The sequence below is a fragment of the Candidatus Palauibacter sp. genome, assembly GCF_965237495.1.
Taxonomy (GTDB): domain Bacteria; phylum Gemmatimonadota; class Gemmatimonadetes; order Palauibacterales; family Palauibacteraceae; genus Palauibacter.
The window spans coordinates 3,937,967-3,951,067 of sequence record NZ_OZ250143.1; the positions used below are offsets into that span (position 1 = coordinate 3,937,967).

Sequence of the window (13,101 nt, forward strand, 5' to 3'; positions counted from 1 at the left end):
CTACGGCTGCTTTCGCTTCGCGCCTTCCCTCCGCCAGGCGATCGACGCGAGGAAGGCGAGTCCCCCCCAGACGAATCCGAGGATGACGATCATCATGATTATCGTCGTCGTGGTCATGGTCGCTCACCTCCTTAGCGGGCGGACGGCCCCACGTCGTTCAGCCGTCGGCGGTTCAGCCGGTGACGGGGCCGTTCAGCCGGTGACGGGGCCGTTCAGGCCGAGATCTTCGGCTACAAGCTGCATGGCGGCGATGACGAAGGCGATGTGCTCACCCATGTCCTCGCCCAGTTCGCCGCAGTTCTCCGTCATCTCCTCGCGACTGACGGCGGCGGCGAACGCCTTGTCCTTCATCTTCCTTCGCACCGAGCGCGTCTTCATCCCCTCGAGCCGGGTCGGCCGGACGAGCGCGCAGGCCGTGATGAAGCCGGTGAGTTCGTCCACGGCCCGGAGCGTCTTCGACATCAGGGTTGTCGCCTCGACGCTCGTGTAGTCCGCGTGCGCCAGGATCGTGTCGAGGATGTCCTCGTCCACCCCCATGTCCCGGAGGATGGCGACGCCGCTGGAGGGATGTCCCGAGTCGGGCGCGTGGTCGTTGTTGGGCCAGCGCTCGTAGTCGAAGTCGTGCAGAAGCCCGGCGATGCCCCAGCGCTCCTCGTCCTCCCCGTACTTCCGCGCGTAGGCGCGCATGGCCGCCTCCACGGCGAGCATGTGGCGGCGAAGCCCGGGACTCTCGGTGTATTCGTGGACGAGCGCCAGCGCTTCGTCCCGCGTCGGGATCATTGGTGGTTCACCGTCCTCCGGTTGCCTCCAGCAGCGCCTCGAGGAAGCGGCCGGGGTCGCTCTGGCTGAGGAGGAGCGAGTACCCGTCGCGGGTGGGAATGTACACCACCCTCCGCCGGTCCGTGAGGTAGAGGAGGGATTTCTCCCCGTTGCGGAGCCGGAACCAGCCGGAGGAATAGCCTCCGAGCGCCGTCCCCGCCGTCCGCCGGCGCGGCACGAGATCGGGTTCGCCGCGGAGGTCGACGATCCGCGCGTCGTCGAGTTCGAGGTGGTCCAGGGGGATCGTCCGTCCCCATAGATCCCCCACCAGCTTCAGGCCGTCGGGAGAGACCTCCGCTCGGCTGTGGCGGGTGGACCAGGCCGCCCACCCCAGCATGAGGGTCACGCCGATGAGGAGGACGATGATGATGATGAAGAACCAGATGATGCCCCGGCCCGAGGCCGGCGGGATCGGAAAGGTCTGCATGGCTACGAACCTCTCGGTTGGGAGTCGAGGAGCGCGGCCCGCTTCAGGGCATCGCGGCCGAAGCGCTCGGTGAGCGTGTCCATCGTCTCGGCCAGGCGGCGTTCGGGGCGCTCGCCGCCGGCCGGAGCGGCGGGGGCGCCGCCTTCCTCATCGAGGAGCGCGAGTTGTTCGGCCGCCGGCTGGTTGAAGCCGGACAGGCTCACGCCGATGAGCCGCACCCGCCGCCGGGGGTCGTCGGCCTCGCGAAACAGCGATCGGGCGACGGGCCAGATGGTCTCCGTCGTGTCGGCCGGCCGCTCGAGTGTGCGCTGCCGCGTGTGCGTCTCGAAGCCGTCCCAGCGGAGCTTCAGGTGGATGGTGCGCCCGGCGATTCCGTATCTCCTGAGCCCCCGTGCGACGCCCTCGCACAGCCCCAACAGGGTGTTCTCGACGCGGTCCCGGTCCGACACGTCCTCCGGAAAGGTGACTTCCTTCCCGTGCGACTTCCGGCCGGCGGCGGGGTTGACCCGCCGCGCGTCGCGTCCGTTGGCGAGGTCGTGGAGACGGCGGCCCAGCCTGGGGCCGAGCGACGCCTCGAGGGCGGCCGGGTCCAGGCGGGCCACCTTCCCGATCGTCTCGAGCCCGAGCCCGGCCAGCCGCGCCTGGATCTTCGGGCCCGCGCCCCACAGCCGCGACACCTCGAGGGGCGCGAGGAACTCGCGTTCGGTGCCCGCCGGCACCACCACGAGGCCGTCCGGCTTCTCCAGATCGCTCGCCACCTTCGCGACGTACTTGCTCGCCGCCACGCCGACCGATGCGGTAAGCCGCTCCTCGCGGGCGACGCGCCGCTTGATGCGGGCGGCGATCTCGGGGCCGTCCCCGAACAGCCGGCGGCTGGCCGTGACGTCGAGGAAGGCCTCGTCGAGAGACAGCGTCTCGACCTGGTCGGTGAAGGAGCGGAAGATGTCGAAGATCCGGGCCGAGATCTCCGCGTAGAACCCGATCCGGGGGCGGATGTACGCCGCCCGCGGGCAGCGGCGCCACGCCTGCGAGATCGGGAGCGCCGAGTGGACGCCGTAGCGCCGCGCCTCGTAGTTGGCCGTCGAGACGACCCCGCGCCCCGTGCCGTTCCTCGGGTCCGAGCCGATGACGACGGGCTTCCCGCGTAGCGACGGGTCCTCGCGGATCTCGACCGCCGCGTAGAAGGCGTCCATGTCGACGTGGAGGACGGTGCGCGTCCGCGGCTCAGGCTGCGGCATCTCCCCCCCCCTCGATCTCGTCCAGGATCCGGCGCGCCCGCCCGGGCGCATCGCTCACGAGCCCGTCCACGCCCCACGCGAGGAGGCGCCGCATGTCGTCGGGGTGGTTCACGGTCCACACGAAGACGCCCATGCCGTCCGCGTGCGCCCGCCGCACGAAGCGCGGCGTGACGATGCGGATCGCGCCCTGCCGCTCCGGAAGCATGGCTGCGTCGCACGCGGCCGGCGCGAACCAGCGGCTCAGGCCGAGCTTGCCGAGGAGCACGTACGCCCGGAGTTCGTCCTGATACGCGCAGCGCCAGCGCGCCTCCCGGCTCGCCGGTTCCACCTCCTCGCGCTCGAATCCGCCGACCAGGATCCGCTCCCGCCCCGGATGCCGGCGCAGCCAGTCCCCCAGCGCGTGTCCCGCCGCCGCGGACTTGATCTCGGCCACGACCGGCAGGTCGCCCAGCGCCTCGAGCACCTCCTCGAAGGTGGGGATCCGGACCCCCTTTCCGCGGAAGGGGAACGTCTTCCCGTGATCCGTGGTGAAGCGGTACCCGGCGTCGAAGGCGCGCAGTTCGTCCAGCGTGCGCTCTTCCACCGGCCCGGTCCCATCGGTGGTGCGAGGGAGGTTCGGGTCGTGGATGACCATGAGGTGCCCGTCCGCGCTCCGGTGGAGGTCGAGTTCCACCGCGTCGGCCCCGACGTGGACCGCGTGTTCGAAGGAAGGGAGCGTGTTCTCGGGGGCGAACGCCGCGGCGCCCCGGTGGCCGATGACCCGTAGCGGGGACCCGGGACCGAACAGGTCGTCGGGCAGGACCGGCGCCGGGGGGTCAGGCATCCACCCGCCGCGCCTGCGCCCGCCCGAGCCCGATCGAGAGCGCGATCCACATGCCGGCGAGCGGCGCGGTCGACATCGCCACCCATGCCAGTCCCAGGCCGAGTATCGCGAACAGACTGTCGATGCCGGCTCCGGCGAGGTCGCCGCCCCGGTACAGGAAGACATCGACGATCGGCTTCGCCTTGTACTTCTCCGCGGGCGCCACGACCGAGAACAGCGTTTCCCGGGAGGGGCGCGAGATGGCGTAACGCGTCGCGCGGTGGACGGCCTGGAAGATCAGCATCACGCCGTACACGGGCCACGCCGCCAGCACCACGAAACCGAGCACCGTGACGAGCGGCAGGATGGCGAGCGTCCACCCGACGCCCAGCTTCCGGATCAGGTGCGTCGTGACGAAGATCTGCGTCAGCAGGGTCGCGACCTGCGCCAGCGAGTCGAAGTCGGCGAAACTCCCGACCCGCTGGCTGAACGTATCCGTCGATTCGAGGATGACGTTCGCCTGGGTGAAGTAGATCAACGTGTTCGACACGGCCATGAACACGACCCAGAGGCCGACTCCCAGCAGGTACGGCGACGTGGCCACGGCCCGCACCCCTTCCAGGGCCCCGCCCCCGATCCGGGCGTTCGAGCCGCCGCGTCTACCGCTTTCCGCGCTCGGACCCCCGCTCGCCGCCGGCCCGACCGCCTCCAGCGGTGAGAGGTCGGATCGGCCGGCCCTCTTGTCGAGGATCAGCATGGTGGCGATCGCCAGCGCGAAGCAGGCCGCGCCGATGAGCATGAGGCCGGCGGGCAGGTACGGACTCTCGGTGAGGCCGCTGATGAGGCTCGCGCCGCGCCCCCCGGCGAGCGCCCCGAGGGTGCCGCCGATCCCGATGAAGGGGAACATCCTCTTCCCCTGGTAGATGTCGAACACATCGACCATGAAGGCCCAGAACACGCTGGTCGAGAACAGGTTGATGACGCTGAGCCAGACGTAGAAGGTGTACCCCACGCCGCGTGCGAGACCGGTCTCCGCGTCGGTGCCGATCAACCCGCCGCCCGCCCTCGCGTCCTGGATCAGGAGCGTGGCGAACCCGATCAGACACGCGATGACGAAGAGATAGGCCACCGGGATGAAGCGGCGCCGGTTCGTCCGCGCCACCACCCCGCCGAAAACGAGGACGGCGGCGAGGGAGGTCACGGAGGTGACCGCGAACAACCAGCGAAGGTCGTCCATCCCGCGGGCGACCCCCATCGCCTCCCGCACCGGTCGGAGGAAGAAGTAGCCGCAAAGGACGAGAAAAAAGAAAAGCGCCGAGAGCAGGGCGAGGCCCAACTCGCCGCTCCTCATGTTCAGGATCCGTTTCAGGATCCGTTCCGTGAAGCTGGCCACGCTCGCTCCTCCCGTTAGGTTCCAAAGTTCTCTGAAGAGAATCCCTTTCTCCATCGACCGGCAAGCAGCGCCACCGTGAATCGCCACCCGGCAACCTCCCCCGAATGAACCCGCCTCCGGAGAGCGGTCCGCGCACGGTCGCCGCGCGTCTGACCGGTGCCCGTCCGGAGGAAGCCGGGCTCGTGCTGCTCTCCGCCCTCTACTTCTTCTTCATTCTCTCCGCGTACTACGTGATCCGGCCGATACGGGAGGAGATGGCGGTCGCGGGCGGCGTCGAGAACATCCCCTGGCTCTTCACGGGGACCCTGATCGGGATGCTCGTGGTTCACCCCATCTTCTCGGCGGTCGTATCGCGCTGGACCCGGAGGCGGTTCGTGACGGTCACGTACCGCTTCTTCATGCTCAATCTGCTGATCTACTACGTCCTGTTGAGCCTGGTGCCCGAAGGCACCGCTTCGGTGTGGGTCGGCCGGACGTTCTTCGTCTGGATCAGCGTCTTCAACCTGTTCGTGGTCTCCGTCTTCTGGTCGTTCATGACCGACATCTTCCGCGAGCGGCAGAGTCGGCGCCTGTTCGGCCTCATCGGGGTCGGCGGCACGGTGGGGGGGATCGTCGGCTCCTCCATCACGGCGTTCCTGGTGGGGTTCCTGTCGCCCGCCACCCTCCTCCTGTTCTCGGTGGTGCTGCTCGAGGGCGCGGTCCTGTGCCTGAAGGCGCTCGATGCGCGTTGCGCGGGCGGGACGGCGCCCGGCTCCCGGTCGGAAGAAGCGGAGCGCGTGATCGGGGGTTCCGCGCTGGAAGGGATCCAGCGCGTGCTGGCGTCTCCCTACCTGCTCGGGATCGGCGCCTTCATGCTGCTGTTCACCATCGGTTCCACGTTCCTGTACAACATCCAGGCGGACATCATCTCGCGAACGTTCACGACGGCCGCGGAACGGACCTCGGTTTTCGCGCGCATCGACCTCTCCGTGAACCTGCTCACCCTCTGCACGCAACTGTTCCTGACGGGACGGCTCCTGAAGTGGTTCGGCGTCCGGCTGACCATCGGGATCCTGCCCGCCATCAGCATCCTCGGCTTCCTCGCGCTGGGGGTGGCGCCGGTGTTCGCCGTGTTCGTCCTCTTCCAGGTGATGCGAAGGGCGGGCAACTTCGCGCTGGCGGTGCCGACGAGAGAGGTGCTCTACACCGTCCTCCCCCGGCGCGACAAGTACAAGGCGAAGAATTTCAACGACCTGTTCGTGTACCGGGCGGGTGACCAGATCGGGGTGTGGTCCTTCGCCGGTCTGGGCGCGCTCGGGCTCGGAAGCTCGGCGCTGGCGCTGACCATGGTGCCGCTGGCGGGGCTGTGGTTGGGGGTCGCGCTGTGGCTGGGGAAGAAGCAGTCAGCGCTGGCGGGAAGTGGGCCGGCCCGGTCTCACGCCGACGCCGGATAGCCGCGCCCGGAGACCCGGCCGCCCGCGGTCAGACGTCGCAGAGTTCGACCGCCTCCCGCAGCGACCTCAGCGGGTCCCCGCTCCGGGGGATGAACTCGTGCGCCATGTAGCCCTCGAATCCCGTGTCGGCGATGGCGCGCACGATCGGGGGGTAGTTCAACTCCTGTGAGTCGTCGATCTCGGCCCGTCCCGGAACCCCGCCCGTGTGGTAGTGGCCGATCCAGGGGCTCGCATCCGTCAGCGTGCGGATGATGTCCCCTTCCATGATCTGCATGTGATAGATGTCGTAGAGGATCTTCACCCGCGGCGAGTTCACGGCCCGGATGATGTCGAGCGCGTAGTCCATGTGGTCGCCGATGTAGTCGACGTGCCCTCCGGGCTTCGAGTTGAGGGCCTCGACGAGGATCGTCACGTCCTCGGCTTCCGCGATCGGGGCGCATTCGCGCAGGCAGCGGATCGAGTTCTCGATGCCCAAGCCGTCCTCCATCCCGCGGCGGTTGCCGTAGAAGCAGATGACGTTGGGCACCGAGACCCGCGCGGCGTGCGGGATATGGCGTTCGAAGGCCTCGATGATGCCCGCGTGATTGCGCGGCTCGTTGAGGCCGTCCTCGATCGTGCCGGCCGCGACATCTCCGCACGACACGGTGAGCCCGTGATCGTGCGCGACCGGCCATTCCTCGACCGTCAGCAGGTCCATCGCGGTGAGACCCATGTCGGCCACGCCGCGGCAGAAGGGGACGAGCGGGATCTCCTCGAAGCACCAGCGCGCCACGGATTGCGTGATCCGGCCCTCGAGTGGCGCGCCTCCCGCCCTCCCGGGCGCCGGGTCTGCCGCCCGCGCCGAAGCCGGGCTCGCCGCGCCGTGGACGAGCAGGCCGAGTGAGGCGGCCCCCGTCGCGCGCAGGGCGTCCCGGCGGCTGAGCGGCCTCCCGCCGCGGAGCGCCTCTGTCCGGGGGGCGGCCGGGTCAGCCATCGAGAGATGCCAGGTACTCGTAGCTCGCGCGCACCGAGGCGGTCGGATCGGGGGGCGAGTCGTGCTCGACGAAGTAGTGGATGAGGCCCGCCTGTCCGGCGCGTGCGAAGATGCCCTCGAAGTCGATGACCCCCGCGCCCACGTCCACCATCTCCCCGCGTGGGGTGCGGTCCTTCACGTGACAGAGTTCGAAGCGGCCCGGATGGCGCCAGAAATAGTCCAGCGGATCGCCTCCCCCGTGCACGAGCCAGAAGAGGTCGATCTCGAAGCGGACGAGATCGGGGTCCGTGTTCTCGAGCATGACGTCGAGGGGGCGGACCTCTTCTTCGTCCACTTCCACCGCCTGCAGCTCGAAGTCGTGGTTGTGGTACGCGAAGCGGAGCCCCGCCTGATCGCACCGCTCGCCGATTGAGTTGAGTTCGTCGCCGAGGCGCCGGTAGCCGGCCACGAGGGCGGTCGGCTCCTCGCCGCCCCCGCTGCCCGGCCGCTCGGGGCCCGCCAGGTAGGGGAGGACCAGATATCTGTGACCGATTTCGGCCGCGGCCTCGGCGTGGGCCTCGAAGCCGGTGCGCAACTCGCCCAGCGAAAGGTGCACGGCGGGGGCGGTGAGCCCTTCCGCGTCGAGCGCCGCCCGGATCTGCGCGGGGGTGCGGCCGAAGTAGCCCGCGAACTCGACCTCCCCGTAGCCGATGCGGGCGACATCCGCGAGCGTCCGCTCCACATCGCTCGCCATCAGCGATCGCACGGTGTAGAGCTGAAGCCCCCAGGCTTCCGGGAGGGGTCGGCCGCTGGCGGCCGCGCGCCGGGCGCAGGTGAGGAGCAATCCCGCGCCAAGAGAATTCCCCACAAATCTTCGTCTGTTCATGCCCGGAATATGTCGCTCGCCGGCGTCTCCGTCGAACGGTGGTATTCGCACGGGCGGCGGGGTCGGGTATTATGGCGTTCTGCGGCGAAAGCCTCGCCGCGTCTGATCGACGAAGGGCACTCTGGAGGATCGGCTGTGAGACGGCGCAGGGCTCTCAAGATCATGGGCGCCGCAACCGGCGCGCCGCTGCTGCTGTCGGGTGGGGCGGTGGCGCAGGCTCTGGCGCTCGGGCAGCGCATCCGCGCGGAGGTCGGCCCGGTCGGCGGCGCGCCGCCCGCGACGCTCACGCCCGCGCAGGCCCGGACGGTGACGGCGCTCGCCGAGGTCATCCTGCCCCGCACCGACACGCCCGGCGCGAGCGAGGCGGGCGTCACGGCATTCGTCGATGCCCTCCTGACCGGTTGGCTGGACGCGTCGGACCGCGACCGTTTCCTGGCCGGCCTGGACGAAGTGGACCCGATCGCCCGGGCGGCCCACGGCGCCGACTTCGCCGACTGCACCCCGGCCCGGCAGGCCGAACTCGTCGCCCAACTGGACGAGGACCTCGACCGCCGCCGCAGGGATCCCGACATCGACCAGACCCGGACCTTCTTCTACGACGTGAAGCGGTTCACGCTCGCCGGCTACTTCACCTCGGAGGTCGGACTCCGCTCGTTGGGATACCGCATCATCCCCGGGGCCTTCGAGGGGTGCGTCCTGCTCGACCAGTACGGTACGGGCGAACCCCGCCCCGGGGAGCGCAACGGAAGCGGGAGCGTGCGGTGAGCCGCCGCCAGGAGATCTGGGACGCGATCGTCGTCGGCTCCGGCATCACCGGCGGGTGGGCGGCGAAGGAACTGACCGAACTCGGACTCCGCGTGCTGGTCCTCGAAGCGGGACCGATGATCGTCCCGGAGCGGGACTACGTCGAGCACGTGCCTCCGTACCGCATGCCGTATCGGGGCTGGAACGATCGCAAGGCGCTCGCGGCCGAGCAGCCCGTGCAGCGCGAGTGCTACGCCTGCGACGAGATGGGCCGGAAGTTCTTCGTCAACGACATCGAGAACCCTTACACGACGGACGAAGACAAGCCGTTCCTGTGGATCCGGGGCCGCCAGGTGGGTGGGCGCTCGATCATGTGGGCGCGGCAGTCGTACCGCCTCAGCGACCTCGACTTCGAGGCCAACGCGCGCGACGGGATCGGCGTGGACTGGCCGATCCGCTACTCGGACCTCGCCCCGTGGTACGCGTACGTCGAGGAATTCGTCGGCATCAGCGGGCGGGTCGAGGGCCTCGCGCAGCTGCCCGACGGCGTTTTCCTGCCGCCCATGCAGATGACCTGCATCGAGAACGCCGTGAAGGAAGGGATCGCGCGCGACTTCGCCGACACGCGGATGATGACGATCGGCCGCACGGCCGTCCTCACCCGCGACCACAAGGGGCGGAGTGCCTGCCACTACTGCGGGCCCTGCCACCGAGGCTGCCGGACGAAGAGCTACTTCAGTTCGCTCAACGCCACCCTCCCCGCGGCCGAGGCTACCGGACGGATGACGCTGCGCCCGGACAGCGTCGTGCACAGCGTGATCTGGGATCCCGCCCGCGGCCGCGTCACCGGCGTGCGCGTGGTCGATCGTGAATCCGGTGAGGCTCTGGAGTTCTTCGGCGAGGTCGTCATGCTCGGCGCCTCGGCGCTCGAGTCGACGCGGATCCTTCTGAACTCGAAGTCGGCCGACTTCCCGGATGGACTCGCGAACTCGAGCGGCGCCCTCGGCCACTATCTCATGGACCACACCATGAGCACGGGCGCCAAAGCGAAGTTCCCCGGCTGGGAAGACCACGGGTACACGGGCGAGCGACCGAACGGCATCTACATCCCCCGTTTCCGGAACGTGACGGAGCCTTCGCCTGATTTCATCCGGGGCTACGGGTATCAGGGCTGGTCGACACGGCAGGGCTGGAGCCGCGGGCTCGACATGCCCGGGTTCGGGGCGGACTACAAGCGCCAATTGACCGAACCCGGCGTGTGGGAGTTCGAACTCGGCGCCTTCGGCGAGTGTCTGCCGCGCGAGGAGAACTACATCGAACTGGACCCCGAGCGGGTCGATGCCTGGGGGATCCCGGCGCTTCGCATCCACTGCGAGTGGAGCGATAACGAGCGCGTGATGATGCGGGACAGCGCGGACCGCGCCGCGGAAATGCTGGAAGCTGGCGGCGGAGTCGACGTCGAACTGCTGACGGACCTCACGGCACCCGGACTCACGATCCACGAGATGGGGACGGCGAGGATGGGTCGGGACCCGGCGACCTCCGTCCTCAACGGCTTCAACCAGGCCTGGGACGCGCCGAACCTGTTCGTGATCGACGGCGCGGCGATGCCGTCGTCCGCCTGCCAGAACCCGTCACTGACCTACATGGCCCTCACGGCCCGAGCCTGCCACTACGCGCTGTGGGCAAAGAACCGTGGCGAACTCTAGCTCTGGATCTCAGGATGGTTGTTCACCGGATCGACGAGTAAGACGAGAGTTTCCGGCAAAGACCTCACGCCCTACTCGCGCCAGGGGGTGAGGAATCGGCCAGCTCATGACCGGACAACAGGGTGGCGTACCGCTCGAAGCGGTTCCCTCGGACGCTCCGGGAGCTCGGGATCGGCCACATCTTCACCCGCCCGTACACGCCCGGGACCAACGGGAAGGGGTCGCCGCGGCCCGCCTGCGCAACGGCGCGAGATCTCGAGCGATCATGGCAGTGTCGGTGCCCCTGTTTCGGTGCCCCTGTATCGGCCCAGGCCAATTGAAAGTGTGATGTTGAATTGGCATAAGCTTTCACAGGGACTGCCAGCAACAACCCCAGGCATTGGACGCCGTACTCCCTTCCAGCGCCTCGTGGAGTTGCGGGTCACCAACGTCCTTGTTACGCACAGCTAGCGGCTGACATTCCGCCGCTTCGACTTCGTTCACGCTTGCTCGCAACATGATATGGCCATACTTTTTGGTATGGCCACCATGACGATCAAGTCTACGTACTCACTGGACGTAGATTCGGTGCGAACCCTGGAGACCCTCGCACGTCGCTGGAGCGTCTCGAAGTCCGAGGTGCTGCGTCGCGCCATCAAGTTGGCGGCGGCGGAAGATGCTTCACAGGTCGGCGGTCCCCTGGCCGCGCTCGATCAGCTGCAGACCGTGGTCCGCGAGGGCAGCGTGGATCTGGCGGAGTGGGAGCGAAACGTGCGGGCCGAGCGACTTGCCACGCGCGACGAGCCGTCCGGCTAGCCGTCCAGGACGATGATTCACCTGGACACCGGTTTCCTGATCCGGGCGCTCGACTCCGGATCGCCGCAGGACCGCCAACTGAGGAACTGGGTCGCCTCGGGGGCAACTTTCGGCATGAGTGCCGTGGCCTGGACCGAGTTTCTGTGTGGGCCGCTGCACCCGTCCGCCCTTGCCATCGCGGATGAACTCATCGGTCCGCGCGCCGACTTCACGGCCCGGGATGCGACGGTCGCGGCTCGTCTCTTCAACGAATCGGGGCGGCGACGAGGGTCGCTGTTGGACTGCATGATCGCCGCGACAGCGCTTGCAGAAGGGGCGCAAGTCGCCACGGTGAACGTGAAGGACTTTCGGCGCTTTGAAGCTTTCGGGCTGCGATTGGTTTAGCAGTCCACGACCAACACCCCGCTACACCTCTCCTAGAGCGAAGCGGCGAGGGCGTCGGCGACCTGCTCGACCTCGGCCATCGTGTTGTACATGTGCGGGCAGAGCCGGATGCCGGGGAACGCCCCCGTGCGGAGCGCGCCCGCGATGCCGTGCTCCTCGTACACGCGGTTGTAGATCTGCGTGTGATCGTCGACCGGCAACTCCGCGATCACCACGCCCGCGCTGAGTCCCGGCACGTCGGAGGTGTGGAAGCTCACGTCGGGCACCCGCTCGCGGATCGCCGCCTTGAGCGCCGTAGCGAGGGCACGCGTGCGGGCCTCGATGGCCGCGGGCCCGATCGCCTGGTGAAACTCGACCGTCGTCCCGACGCCGGCCACCGCGGCGTCGTCCCGCTGCCCGAACGTGCCGAACTTGTCGGCCCCGCCCCCGGCGCTCGCCCCGTCCCAGCCGACGCCCACGACGCTCGGCCACAACTCGGCGACCCGGTCGGCCCGCACGTAGAGCACACCGGCTTCCTTGGGCCCGCAGAACCACTTGTGGGCGCTCCCCGTGTACGAGTCACACCCCATGGCGTGCAGGTCGACCTCCACGGCGCCGAAGCTCTGCGCCCCGTCCATATGGACGTAGATGCCGCGGTCGCGGGCGATACCGCACAGGCGGCTCGCCGGAAGTTCGACCCCCGAGATGTTCGAGATCTGCGTCACCGAGAGCACCCGGGTCCGGTCGGTGAAGGCGCTCACGAACGCGTCGATCAGTTCGTCCTCGGTCTTCGGCGCCGGGGGCGTCGTCACGCGAATCACCTTGTAGCCCCAGCGGTCCGCGCGGACGTCCCACGCCACGTTGTTCGTGGGGTGGTTCTGGTCCCACAGCACGACCTCGTCCCCCGCGCCCAGCGTGAGTCCGTTGATCACCGCGTTGTTGCTCTCGGAGGTGTTGCGGGTGATCACGATCTCCTCGGGGGAGGCGCCGAGCAGTCCGGCCAGCGCGTCGACGGACTTCGCGGCGAGCGGGTTGAACTTGGCCCGGTTGTGGAACGACGCGTCCTGATCGATGTCGCGCGTGTATCCGAACACCGCCTCCTGCACGGGATAGGGTGAGGGGCAGAGGTTCGCCGCGTTCATGAGGATGAGGCCGGGACGGAGCGGGAACTGGGACTTCACCATCTCCCAGAAGGCCTCGTCCTCCGTCCCCGGGAAGTCCCGGCGGTCCGACAGTTCCCCGATCGTGAGGCCGAGCTTCGAGGGCGCCCGAGTCCACGCGGGCGTGGCCGCGAGTGCCGCCCCGGCCGCGGCACGCTTCAGGAATCGTCGTCGGTCGGGCAGGTGGGGAGCGTCGGTGGGCGTGCGAGACATCACGGAAACCTCCCGTGTTGGGGGCCGTCGCAACCCGGCGCGATCCCGGCGCGGCAGCCGCAGTCGTTCCGAATCCAACATACGATGCCCAACTGACATGGGCATGGGGGCGACCCGCGCGGACGGGCTGATAGACAGGCGACGGGGTGTTTGCCATGTTTCGGGAC

14 protein-coding genes and 1 pseudogene are annotated in these 13,101 nt (G+C 68.9%); 6 read left to right on the plus strand and 9 right to left on the minus strand.

Annotation, left to right across the window (positions count from 1 at the left end):
* From ACPXY0_RS17275 to ACPXY0_RS17300, 6 genes are all read right to left on the minus strand, one after another.
* Positions 1-117, minus strand: coding sequence for a methionine/alanine import family NSS transporter small subunit (locus tag ACPXY0_RS17275; protein WP_419943045.1), 117 nt, complete (start codon positions 115-117; stop codon positions 1-3).
* Between the two features lie 75 nt (positions 118-192).
* A complete protein-coding gene (locus ACPXY0_RS17280) occupies positions 193-780 on the minus strand; it encodes an HDIG domain-containing metalloprotein (RefSeq protein ID WP_423926710.1) in 588 nt (195 codons plus the stop codon).
* Positions 781-787: 7 nt separating this feature from the next.
* Entirely contained in the window at positions 788-1,246 is a 459-nt protein-coding gene (locus ACPXY0_RS17285; protein WP_423926712.1) for a PH domain-containing protein, read from the minus strand.
* Positions 1,247-1,248: 2 nt separating this feature from the next.
* Entirely contained in the window at positions 1,249-2,484 is a 1,236-nt protein-coding gene (gene dinB / locus ACPXY0_RS17290) for a DNA polymerase IV (RefSeq protein ID WP_423926714.1), read from the minus strand.
* Positions 2,471-3,307, minus strand: a complete 837-nt coding sequence (locus ACPXY0_RS17295) for a glycerophosphodiester phosphodiesterase (protein ID WP_423926716.1) — start codon at positions 3,305-3,307, stop codon at positions 2,471-2,473. The genes dinB and ACPXY0_RS17295 overlap by 14 nt, the downstream gene beginning before the upstream one ends.
* A complete protein-coding gene (locus tag ACPXY0_RS17300) occupies positions 3,300-4,679 on the minus strand; it encodes an NTP/NDP exchange transporter (RefSeq protein WP_423926718.1) in 1,380 nt (459 codons plus the stop codon). The genes ACPXY0_RS17295 and ACPXY0_RS17300 overlap by 8 nt, the downstream gene beginning before the upstream one ends.
* Before the next feature lie 104 nt (positions 4,680-4,783).
* On the opposite strand from ACPXY0_RS17300, the gene ACPXY0_RS17305 reads away from it, so the two are divergent.
* Entirely contained in the window at positions 4,784-6,112 is a 1,329-nt protein-coding gene (locus ACPXY0_RS17305) for an NTP/NDP exchange transporter (RefSeq protein WP_423926720.1), read from the plus strand.
* Between the two features lie 28 nt (positions 6,113-6,140).
* Here ACPXY0_RS17305 and ACPXY0_RS17310 read toward each other — a convergent pair whose 3' ends face one another.
* Positions 6,141-7,085 carry a hydroxypyruvate isomerase family protein gene (locus ACPXY0_RS17310; RefSeq protein ID WP_423926722.1) on the minus strand — a complete coding sequence of 315 codons (945 nt, stop codon included), beginning with the start codon at positions 7,083-7,085 and terminating at the stop codon, positions 6,141-6,143.
* Positions 7,078-7,950, minus strand: coding sequence for a sugar phosphate isomerase/epimerase family protein (locus tag ACPXY0_RS17315; protein WP_423926724.1), 873 nt, complete (start codon positions 7,948-7,950; stop codon positions 7,078-7,080). The genes ACPXY0_RS17310 and ACPXY0_RS17315 overlap by 8 nt, the downstream gene beginning before the upstream one ends.
* A gap of 135 nt (positions 7,951-8,085) precedes the next feature.
* On the opposite strand from ACPXY0_RS17315, the gene ACPXY0_RS17320 reads away from it, so the two are divergent.
* From ACPXY0_RS17320 to ACPXY0_RS17340, 5 genes and pseudogenes are all read left to right on the plus strand, one after another.
* Positions 8,086-8,715 carry a gluconate 2-dehydrogenase subunit 3 family protein gene (locus ACPXY0_RS17320; protein WP_423926726.1) on the plus strand — a complete coding sequence of 210 codons (630 nt, stop codon included), beginning with the start codon at positions 8,086-8,088 and terminating at the stop codon, positions 8,713-8,715.
* Positions 8,712-10,403 (plus strand): GMC oxidoreductase, encoded by a 1,692-nt coding sequence (locus ACPXY0_RS17325; protein WP_423926728.1) that lies wholly within the window; start codon positions 8,712-8,714, stop codon positions 10,401-10,403. The genes ACPXY0_RS17320 and ACPXY0_RS17325 overlap by 4 nt, the downstream gene beginning before the upstream one ends.
* Positions 10,404-10,516: 113 nt before the next feature.
* Positions 10,517-10,621 (plus strand): annotated as a pseudogene (locus ACPXY0_RS17330) (IS481 family transposase); the annotation flags it as partial.
* A 310-nt stretch (positions 10,622-10,931) separates the two neighbouring features.
* The gene (locus ACPXY0_RS17335) at positions 10,932-11,198 is read left to right on the plus strand and encodes a ribbon-helix-helix protein, CopG family (RefSeq protein ID WP_419934330.1); all 267 of its coding nucleotides are present in this window, start codon (positions 10,932-10,934) and stop codon (positions 11,196-11,198) included.
* Between the two features lie 12 nt (positions 11,199-11,210).
* Entirely contained in the window at positions 11,211-11,582 is a 372-nt protein-coding gene (locus ACPXY0_RS17340; protein WP_423926731.1) for a type II toxin-antitoxin system VapC family toxin, read from the plus strand.
* 32 nt (positions 11,583-11,614) lie between these two features.
* Here ACPXY0_RS17340 and ACPXY0_RS17345 read toward each other — a convergent pair whose 3' ends face one another.
* Positions 11,615-12,934: an aminotransferase class V-fold PLP-dependent enzyme gene (locus tag ACPXY0_RS17345; RefSeq protein ID WP_423926733.1), complete on the minus strand. Its 1,320-nt coding sequence runs from the start codon at positions 12,932-12,934 to the stop codon at positions 11,615-11,617.
* Positions 12,935-13,101 lie beyond the last annotated feature (167 nt).